This window comes from Achromobacter semiaridum, assembly GCF_053543755.1.
Genome location: NZ_JBLVOL010000067.1, coordinates 1 through 9238, shown reverse-complemented (window position 1 = coordinate 9238; position 9238 = coordinate 1). Strand labels below are relative to the sequence as shown.

General features: G+C 65.1%; 10 protein-coding genes. 5 read left to right on the top strand and 5 right to left on the bottom strand.

What is annotated here, in order from left to right:
- Both ACNPP0_RS18795 and kynU read right to left on the bottom strand, forming a co-directional pair.
- Positions 1-1403: amino acid permease (locus ACNPP0_RS18795; RefSeq protein WP_332611343.1), on the bottom strand; the 1403-nt coding region annotated here is incomplete at its 3' end.
- Between the two features lie 95 nt (positions 1404-1498).
- Entirely contained in the window at positions 1499-2749 is a 1251-nt protein-coding gene (kynU, locus tag ACNPP0_RS18790) for a kynureninase (protein WP_448706685.1), read from the bottom strand.
- Between the two features lie 138 nt (positions 2750-2887).
- Here kynU and ACNPP0_RS18785 point away from each other — a divergent pair, with 138 nt between their 5' ends.
- A complete protein-coding gene (locus tag ACNPP0_RS18785; protein WP_448706684.1) occupies positions 2888-3361 on the top strand; it encodes an Lrp/AsnC family transcriptional regulator in 474 nt (157 codons plus the stop codon).
- Here the strand turns inward: ACNPP0_RS18785 and trhA are convergent.
- On the bottom strand, positions 3358-3987 hold the full coding sequence (gene trhA, locus ACNPP0_RS18780) for a PAQR family membrane homeostasis protein TrhA (protein WP_448706683.1): 630 nt from the start codon (positions 3985-3987) through the stop codon (positions 3358-3360). The genes ACNPP0_RS18785 and trhA overlap by 4 nt on opposite strands.
- A gap of 144 nt (positions 3988-4131) precedes the next feature.
- Positions 4132-5205 carry a P1 family peptidase gene (locus ACNPP0_RS18775; protein ID WP_448706682.1) on the bottom strand — a complete coding sequence of 358 codons (1074 nt, stop codon included), beginning with the start codon at positions 5203-5205 and terminating at the stop codon, positions 4132-4134.
- Between the two features lie 202 nt (positions 5206-5407).
- On the opposite strand from ACNPP0_RS18775, the gene ACNPP0_RS18770 reads away from it, so the two are divergent.
- From ACNPP0_RS18770 to ACNPP0_RS18760, 3 genes are all read left to right on the top strand, one after another.
- The gene (locus ACNPP0_RS18770; RefSeq protein WP_448706681.1) at positions 5408-6190 is read left to right on the top strand and encodes an amino acid ABC transporter substrate-binding protein; all 783 of its coding nucleotides are present in this window, start codon (positions 5408-5410) and stop codon (positions 6188-6190) included.
- Positions 6191-6274: 84 nt separating this feature from the next.
- A complete protein-coding gene (locus tag ACNPP0_RS18765; RefSeq protein WP_332611445.1) occupies positions 6275-6955 on the top strand; it encodes an ABC transporter permease subunit in 681 nt (226 codons plus the stop codon).
- Positions 6952-7707 carry an amino acid ABC transporter ATP-binding protein gene (locus tag ACNPP0_RS18760; protein ID WP_332611335.1) on the top strand — a complete coding sequence of 252 codons (756 nt, stop codon included), beginning with the start codon at positions 6952-6954 and terminating at the stop codon, positions 7705-7707. Before ACNPP0_RS18765 ends, ACNPP0_RS18760 begins: the two co-directional genes overlap by 4 nt.
- 156 nt (positions 7708-7863) lie before the next feature.
- Here ACNPP0_RS18760 and ACNPP0_RS18755 read toward each other — a convergent pair whose 3' ends face one another.
- On the bottom strand, positions 7864-8544 hold the full coding sequence (locus ACNPP0_RS18755) for a peptidoglycan DD-metalloendopeptidase family protein (protein ID WP_332611334.1): 681 nt from the start codon (positions 8542-8544) through the stop codon (positions 7864-7866).
- Positions 8545-8863: 319 nt separating this feature from the next.
- On the opposite strand from ACNPP0_RS18755, the gene ACNPP0_RS18750 reads away from it, so the two are divergent.
- Positions 8864-9238, top strand: a 375-nt coding sequence (locus ACNPP0_RS18750; RefSeq protein WP_448706680.1) for a DUF2946 family protein, incomplete at its 3' end; no start/stop codon positions are given.

Here is a 9238-nt window from a genome sequence, read left to right as displayed (position 1 = left end):
CCCCGCTGCTCGCGGGCTTGAAGCGCGACCGATTCGGCGCGCTTCTTGAACAGCACCCCGTACAACACGGCCAGGATCACCAGGAACGGCACCCCGAACACCAGCGTCATCTTGAAGACGTTGGTGAAGTAGGTAGTGACCAGGATGGCCAGCATCGCCACCGCGCCCAACAACGTCAGCACCGGAAAGCCGGGCATGCGGAACGACAGCGCGCCGCCCCCTTCCCTCGCCCACCGACGGCGAAAGAAGTAGTGCGTGATGAAGATCATCATCCAGGTGAACAGCGCGCCAAACATCGAAATGGCCATCATCAAGGTAAAGGCCGTGTCGGGGACCATGACCTTGAGCACCACGGCAATGGCGATGCCGCTGGTGGACAGCAGCAACGCGTTCAGCGGCGTGCCGCTACGCGTCAACCGGCCCAACAACGACGGCGCGTGACCGGCGCGCGACAGGCTGAACATCATGCGCGTGGTGATGTACAGCTGGCTGTTCATGGCGGATAACGCCGCCACCAGCACGATGAAATTAATGACGCCCGCGGCGCCGGGGATGTTCAGCGCCAGCATCACTTTCACGAAGGGGCTGCCTTCCTTGCCCGCTTCGTTCCAGGGCACGATCGCCAGGATCAGCGCCAGCGTCAGCAGGTAGAACACCACCAGGCGCACGATGGTGGCGCGAAACGCCTTCTTCACGGCGCGCTCGGGGTCTTCGGCCTCGCCCGCCGCCACGGCAATCATTTCGACGCTCAGGTAGCTGAAGATGGAAATAACCACCGCGATCCACATGCCCCACAGCCCGTTGGGAAAGAAGCCGCCATGCGCCGTGTATTGCGCCACGCCGTAACGCGGATTCCCCCACACCACGTACGCGCCCAGGATGATGAAGGCCACGATGGCCGTGATTTTGATGGTGGAAAACCAGTATTCGATGGTGCCGAACGCCTTGACGCTCATCGCGTTGACCAGGATCAGCGCCCCGGAAAACACGCACACCCACAGCCACCCGGGCACATCCGGAAACCAGAAGTTCATGTATTCGGCCACCGCCGTGACCTCGGTGCCCACCGCCAGCACCACGCAGGACCAATACGCGTAGCGCACCAGGAAGCCCGCCAGCGGGCCGATGTAGTGTTCGGCGTAGGCGCCGAACGACCCGGACGTGGAATGCGCCACCGTCATTTCGGCCAGGCAGCCCATCAGCAGCAGCGTGATCAGCCCGCCGATGGCATAGCTGATGATGACGCTGGGTCCGGCAAAACCGATGGCGAATTTGCTGCCCAGAAAGAGGCCCGTGCCCACCGCCCCGCCGATGGCGATCATGCTCATCTGGCCCGAGGTCAAGCGCCGCTTGAGGCCCTGTTCGCGTTCGGCGATCCGGCCGAATCCTTGTGGTTTTTTCATTGTCTCCTGCCTTGTTATCTTGTCTGTTGCCGCCTTGCTTTATCCGCGAGGCCGGCCGTAGCCGGCCCCCCAAGGTCGGGCACGCTCTATGGCGTTCAGGTCACGGTCGAGCGTTGCTGGTATTGCGGCTTGTCCCAGGCACGCGTGTCCAGCACATCTTTCAGGATGTCCACGGCGTCCCACACGTCGGCATAACCGAAGTACAGCGGCGTCAGGCCGAAACGCAGGACTTCCGGTTCGCGGTAATCGCCGATCAGGCCGCGCGCGATCAGCGCCTGCATGACTTCGTAGCCATTGGGATGCAGGAAGCTGACGTGGCTGCCGCGCAGCGCGTGATCGCGCGGGGTGACCAGCTTGAGCGGATGGCCTGCGCAACGTTCTTCGACCAGCTTGATGAACAGGTCGCCCAATGCCAGCGACTTTTCGCGCACCTGCGCCATGTCGGCCGCCTTGGCCACATCCAGGCCGCATTCCACCAGGGACAGCGACACGATGGGCTGCGTGCCGCACAGGTAGCGGCGGATACCGCCGGCCGGTTCGTAGGCCACGGCCATGTCGAACGGGCGCGTGTGGCCCCACCAGCCGGACAGCGGCTGCCAGAAATCCTGGGTGTGACGCGGCGCCACCCAGATGAAGGCCGGAGAACCCGGGCCGCCGTTCAGGTACTTATAGGTGCAGCCGACGGCAAAGTCGGCATTGGCGCCGTTCAGGTCCACCGGCACCGCGCCCGCGGCATGGGCCAGGTCCCAGATGGTCAGCGCGCCACGCTGGTGCGCCAGCGCGGTCACGCTGGCCATGTCGTGCATCTGGCCGCTGCGGTAGTTCACATGCGACAGCAGCATCACCGCAACCGAGTCGTCCAGCGCCTTGTCCAGCGGCAGTTCGTCGTCGATCAGGCGCATTTCGTAGCCCTGCTCAAGCAGGTCGATCATGCCCTGGATCATGTACAGATCCGTGGGGAAATTGTCGCGCTCGGACAGGATGACGCGGCGCGACGGCTGTTTTTGCTGCTGGATGCGCAGCGCGGCGGCCAACGCCTTGAAGATGTTCAGTGAGGTGGTGTCGGTAACGACCAATTCGCCCTCGCGCGCGCCCAGCAGGCTGCCCAGCTTGTCGCCCAGGCGCACCGGCAATTCAAACCAGCCGGCGGTGTTCCAGCTGCGGATCAGGTCTTTTCCCCATTCCTGCGTGATGACGCCCGCCGCGCGGGCGGCAGCGCCCTTGGGCATCACGCCCAGCGAATTGCCGTCCATGTAAAGCACGCCGGGCGGCAGCTCGAAGCGGTCTTTCAGGGGGGCCAGGGGGTCTTTACGGTCTGCGGCGACGCAGTCTTCGTGAGTCGTCATGCGATGCTCCTTCGGGCAATATGCTGGGAACAGGATAGCAGCGCCGTGGTGCCGAAAAATTGCAAAGCCGGGCGTGGCTTACCCTAGAATTTCGCATTAAATTGCACGCATAGCCCGTTTTTAGAATTGGATTGCACCATGCTCCTAGACGCCATCGATCAGCGCATCCTGTACCGTCTGCAAGAGAACGGCCAGCTCAGCAACCAGGACCTGGCCGAGCAGGTGGCGCTGTCGCCGTCGGCCTGCCTGCGCCGCGTGCGGGCGCTGGAGGAAGGCGGCTTCATCCGCAACTACCGCGCGGTGCTGGATGCCGACAAGCTGGGGTTCGAGCTTGAAGCCATCGTGCATGTGTCGCTGGACCAGTCGCGCCCAGGGTGGCACGAGGCTTTTCTTGCCTGCATTGCGGCGCACGACGAGATCACGGAAGCCAGCATCGTGACCGGGGCGTCCAACTACATTCTGTCGGTGCGCACGCGCAATCTGGCGGCGTTTTCGCAGTTTGTGGAAGACAAGCTGAGCAAGATCGCGGGGGTGCGCGACCTGTGTTCGCACATCGTCATGCGCAAGGTCAAAGACCGGGGCGGCATGCTGCCGTTGGCGGCGTGGCGCTAGGCCGCACCAAACGTCAGAAAGCCGAATACCGTAACGAAATGGCAGGCCGAGCCACCCATGACGAACAAGTGCCAGATGCCGTGGGCATGGCGCCAGCGTTTGTCGTTGACGTAGAACAGCGTGCCCACCGTGTACGCGACCGCGCCCGCCAACAGCCAGGCCAGGCCGGCTGACGACAACGCGCCCGCGATGGGCGCGGCAAACACCACGCCTAGCCAGCCCATGGCCAGGTACAGCGGCAAGGCCGGCGCCGCGCCGCGCGCCCACCAAAGTTCGCGGCTGATGCCCACGGCCGCCAGCAGCCAGATCGCCACGCCCATGGCCGCGCTCCAGGCATGCTGCACCGGCCCGAACGCCAGCGGGGTGTAGGTACCGGCAATCAACAAATAGATGGCGCAATGATCCGCCTTGGCCCAGCGCGCCTTGTAGCGGCCGCGCGTGCAGTGATACAGCACCGACGACGCATACACGGCAATCATCGACGCCGCAAATACCGCGCTGCTGATGACCTGCCGCGCGTCCACCTTCAATTCGGTCGCGCGCGCAATCAACGCGCCGGATGCCGCCACCGCCAGCGCCAGGCCCGCCAGATGCGTGGCGCCATTGAATCGTTCGCCTTTGTACATGGGTGTCCTCTTGCAACGCCGAAGCCACGTCGGCGCCCCGCCATCATCGACCCGCGATGTGACAGATTGACGTCACCGGGCGGGCAGCGGACAACAGACAGCGGCCAGGCCGAGCAGCCCGGCCGGCGTCTTGCACCCAAGCCATCAAGCGATGAAATCCACGGCGGCGGGAAACCCTTCAACGGCACGCGCCGACAGGATGGCGCGCTGCACGGCAATGGCCATGGCCTCGGCGGCCATGACGCCCAGCAACATCACGTTGCCGGGCTTGCCGGACGCGCCGGTGCCCAGCGCGAAGATCGTGTCGCCATCCAGCATGGTGTGGATGGGGTTGATGCTGCGGGCCAGGCCATCGTGCGCCATGCCCGCGATTTTCTGCGCCTGCGCCTTGGTCAGCGCGGCGTCGGTAGCCACCAGGCCGATGGTGGTGGCCGTGCCCGGGCGCATGGATCGCGGCAGGTCGCCGGCCAGGATGGCCGCCCGCGTATCCAGCAGCTGCTTGCCGTCGGCCGTGCGCGCGCCCGCCAGGATGCGGCCGGTGGCCGGGTCCAGCACGTCGCCCACCGCGTTGACCGCCACGATGGCGCCCACGGTCACGCCCGCCACCGTCAGCGACGCGCTGCCCAGGCCGCCCTTCATCGCGCGCTTCGGGCCGTACAACTTGCCGACGGTGGCACCCGCGCCCGCGCCGACGTTGCCTTCTTCGGGCGCGTCGGTGGACGCCGATTTGCACGCCTGGTAGCCCGCCGCCGCATCCGGCCGAATCGACGCATCGCCCACGCCCAGGTCAAACAGGATGGCCGACGGCACGATAGGCACATGGGCCACGCCCACGTCGAAGCCGATTTTCTTTTCTTCCAGATAGCGCATCACGCCGGAGGCCGCGTCCAGGCCGAAGGCGCTGCCGCCGGACAACACGATGGCGTGTACTTTTTCCACCATGTTGACGGGATTGAGCAGGTCGGTTTCGCGGGTGCCCGGCGCGGCTCCCCGCACATCGACACCGCCCGTTGCGCCCGCCTCGGCAATGATGACCGTGCAGCCGGTGGGACGGCGCGTGTCGGTGTAGTGACCCACGCGCAGGCCGGTGACATCGGTGATGCTGCCCGCCCCCGGCATCCGCGCCGGCGCTTTCGCCCCTTGCGCCTGCACGCCCCCCGCCAATGCCGCCGCTCCCGCCGCCGCCATGAATGCCCGCCTGTTCCATCGCTGTTGCACGCCGATCTCCGTTCAGATACCGATAGCTGGAAGAACGCCGACCGCTGAATGGCGATCGGACACCTGTTAATGACTCGCGGCTATATTTTTACTATTCCTTATGCTTTGTGGAAAAATAGACGCGTTGCTAGAGTGCGGCTACGACGAAGGGCATGCGACTTGCGGGCCCTTCCCAATGACACCGATCTTCCGGAGCATTGCCATGAAACTCTTCCGCTCGTTGTTCGTCGCCGGCCTTATCCAGGCCGCCGCCTTGGCCCCCGCCCACGCCCAATCCGGCCTGGACCAGATCAAGTCCGCGGGCACCTTCAAGATTGGCACCGAAGGCACCTACGCCCCCTTTACCTTCCACGACGCATCGGGGCAGCTTACCGGTTTTGACGTGGACATTGGGCGCGCTATCGCCGAACGCCTGGGCGTGAAAGCGCAGTTCGTGGAAGGCAAGTGGGACGGCCTGATCGCCGGCCTGGACGCCAAGCGCTATGACGCGGTGATCAACCAGGTGGGCATCACCGATGCGCGCAAAGCAAAATACGACTTTTCCGATCCGTACATCTCGTCGGCCGCCGTGCTGATCGTGCGCGACGACAACACCACCATCAAGTCGTTTGACGACCTGAAGGGCAAGAAGTCCGCCAACACGCTGACCAGCAATTTCGGCAAGCTGGCGCAAAGCCACGGCGCGCAGGTGGTGGCGGTGCAGGGCTTTAACGAAGCCATCGACCTCTTGACCTCGGGCCGCGTGGAAGCCACCGTCAACGACAACCTGTCGTTCCTGGATTTCAAGAAGCAGAAGCCGAACGCCAAGGTCAAGATCGCGGCCACCGACAAGACCGCCGAATTCAGCAATTCGGGCGTGCTGATCCGCAAGGGCAACCCCGAACTGCAAGCCGCCATCAACAAGGCGCTGGCGGACATCAAGGCCGACGGCACCTACAAGACCATTTCGGTCAAGTACTTCGGCACGGACCTGTCGGCGCAGTAAGCCGCGCGCACACTCATGACGCTACCTACCTGGCTACAGGCGGTGATGCCGGACTGGCTGCTGGCGCAGATCGGTTCCTGGACCGTGCCGCCCTGGGTGCAGCTGATGGCCGATTCGTTCTGGCCCTTGCTGCATGCCGGGCTGGTGTTCACCGTTCCGCTAACCTTGATGTCGTTCGCGCTGGGGCTGGCGCTGGCCTTCGTGGTGGCGCTGATCCGGCTGTTCGGGCCCGCGCCGCTGGTGGCGCTGGTGCGCTTTTATGTGTGGCTGATCCGGGGCACGCCGCTGCTGGTGCAGCTGTTCGTCATTTTCTACGGCCTGCCCAGCGTGGGCATCGTGCTGGACCCGTTGCCCGCCGCGCTGATCGGCTTCACGCTGAACGTGGGCGCGTACAACTCCGAAGTAATACGCGGCGCCATTGAATCCATCACCAAGGGCCAATGGGAAGCCGCGTATTCGCTGAGCATGACGCGCGGCCAGGCGCTGCGCCGCACGATCCTGCCGCAAGCCGCGCGCGTGGCGGTGCCGCCGCTGTCGAACTCGTTCATTGCGCTGGTCAAGGACACGTCGCTGGCGGCGGTGCTGACCGTGCCCGAGATTTTCCAGGCAGCGCAGCGCATCGCGGCGGTCACTTATGAACCGCTGATCCTGTATACCGAAGCCGCGCTGATCTACCTGGTGTTCAGTTCCGTGTTGTCGGCCGCGCAGGTCCGGCTGGAACGGCGCTTTGGCCAGCATGCGGTGTTTTCCGAGAAGACGCGATGATACGGCTGCAAAAGATCGAAAAGGCCTTTGGTGGCAATCCGGTGCTGAAAGCCGTGGACGTGTCCATTGCCGAAGGCAGCGTCACCGCGCTGATCGGCCCGTCCGGCAGCGGCAAGAGCACGCTGCTGCGCTGTGTAAATCTGCTGGAAGTGCCCGACCGGGGCACGCTTACCCTGGGGCCGGAAACGGTGCAGTTCGAGCCGGGTGTGAAGCTGGCGCGCGATCAGGTGCAGCGCGTGCGCAAGCAGACGGGCATGGTGTTCCAGAACTTTCAGCTGTTTCCCCACCAGACGGTGATCGGCAATGTGATGGAAGGTCTGCTGACGGTGCAGAAGTGGCCGCTGGACAAGGCCCGGGCACGCGCTGAAGAACTGTTGAAAAAAGTGGGCATGGCCGAAAAGGCCGACGCCTGGCCCGCCAATCTATCGGGCGGACAACAGCAGCGCGTGGCGATTGCGCGCGCCCTGGCGCCGGCCCCGCGCGTGCTGCTGTGCGATGAGCCGACCTCCGCGTTGGACCCGGGCCTGGCGGCCGAAGTCGTGGACGTGTTGCGCCAGCTGGCTTCCGAAGGCATGACCATGTTGATGGCCACGCACGACCTGCGGCTGGCGGCCAGCGTATCGCGCGAGGTGGTGTTTCTGCTGGACGGCGTGGTGGTCGAAGCCGGCGAATCCCGCACGATCTTTTCGCGCCCCGAAGACCCGCGCACGGCCACGTTCATTTCCACGCTGACGCAGGACGCGAGCGCGTAGAAGGCGGGCGCGCGGCTCTATCAGGCGCATGGATAGCAGGCGCATGGATAGCAGGCGCGCGGCGAGCAAAGGCGCGGCGATCAGAGATTCGGCGATCGGATGCAAGGCCGGCGGAAGTACGGGCGGTTGCCGCCCTTCCGCCGTCGCCCTCGGCCACTATCGCGGAGGCAGATTGCCCGCCGGGTCCACCGCCTGGCCGTCGTAGCGCAGTTCAAAGTACAGCCCGACCTGCTTGCTGTCGCTGTTGCCCATTTCGGCAATCTTCTGCCCCTGCTTCACGCTTTGCCCTTCCTTGACCAGCAGCTTGCTGTTGTGCGCATAAATGCTGAGAAAGCTGGCGTTGTGCTTGACGATCACCAGATGCCCGTAGCCGCGCAAGCCGCTGCCCGAATACGCAACGGTGCCGCTCGCCGCCGCCACCACGGGCGTACCCGAGGAATTTGAAATCACGATGCCGTTCGAGCCGCTGCCGTCATAGCCGCGCGTGACCTTGCCCTGCGCCGGCCACACCAGCGAAATTGCCCCGGGTGGCGCAGTGCGACGTTTACCGCCCGATGTGGAAGACCGTGACGTGGATGCGGGCTTGGATGCCGACTTGCTGGGGCTGGACGTGCGAGCCTGCCCGGCCGGTGGTTCGACGCGCAGTACTTGCCCGACTTCGATGGTGTTGGAGTTGGACAGGCTGTTCCAGCGCACCAGATTGCTGACCGAAGTGCCTTGCTTGCGCGCGATCTGCGTCAGCGTGTCGCCCGACTGCACCCGGTAATAGCCCGGCTGGACCTTGGTGGTGCCGCAGGCCGACAACAGCACGACCAGCAGGACGACGCACAGACCCATCCAAATACGATTCGGCGACCCCGTACGCGTGGTGCGTGCAGAAGGCGGCGAGGCGGTCGCAAGGACGGGCACGGACAGGGTCGGGGCGGACAAGGAAAGCACTGAAACCTGGGGCACTGAGGTAGGGGTTCAACAGGGTTTGAGGGTCGGGATGGCGCAACTGCGTTCAAGGGTACCAAGATTTTCAAAAGGCCGGTGGCGGCGCGATGGTGGACAGGGCACGGTGATTGCGGGTGGGCACATCGCCACGGCCCGGCGCGTTCGGCCAGGCCCGCGGCGCGCCCGATGATCCGCGCGGCCATCGACTAGAATGCCCGCTATGTCCGAAATGTCCCGCCTCTTACGCTGCTCGGGCGCCACGCGCGCCCGGGTTGTGTTGTGGCTGGCGCTTTTGGCGCTGACGCTACGCGCGTTGGTGCCCACCGGGTACATGCCGGACACGCGCGCCTTGCACGAAGGTCGCTTCGAAGTCACGTTCTGCTCGGCGGCCGGCGAGTTGTCCACGCTGGACCTCAAGCTGGAATCGCGCACGAACGAGGGCTCGGCGCGGCACGACGCCGCTGAAACCGGCGCGCAATGTCCCTTCGGCCTGCTGGCGCACGTGGCGCCCGCCCCCACGCCCACCGTATCCCCGATCGTCGTGCCCACGGGCCGCCCGGCCCCGCCCGCGCTCGCCTATCGGGCGCTGCCCCCG

Bases quoted from the DNA above. Each gene is read 5' to 3' on its own strand.
- kynU (WP_448706685.1), bottom strand. From the start codon at position 2,749: ATGACGACTCACGAAGACTGCGTCGCCGCAGACCGTAAAGACCCCCTG.
- ACNPP0_RS18785 (WP_448706684.1), top strand. From the start codon at position 2,888: ATGCTCCTAGACGCCATCGATCAGCGCATCCTGTACCGTCTGCAAGAG.
- ACNPP0_RS18755 (WP_332611334.1), bottom strand. From the start codon at position 8,544: ATGGGTCTGTGCGTCGTCCTGCTGGTCGTGCTGTTGTCGGCCTGCGGC.
- ACNPP0_RS18770 (WP_448706681.1), top strand. From the start codon at position 5,408: ATGAAACTCTTCCGCTCGTTGTTCGTCGCCGGCCTTATCCAGGCCGCC.
- trhA (WP_448706683.1), bottom strand. From the start codon at position 3,987: ATGTACAAAGGCGAACGATTCAATGGCGCCACGCATCTGGCGGGCCTG.
- ACNPP0_RS18760 (WP_332611335.1), top strand. From the start codon at position 6,952: ATGATACGGCTGCAAAAGATCGAAAAGGCCTTTGGTGGCAATCCGGTG.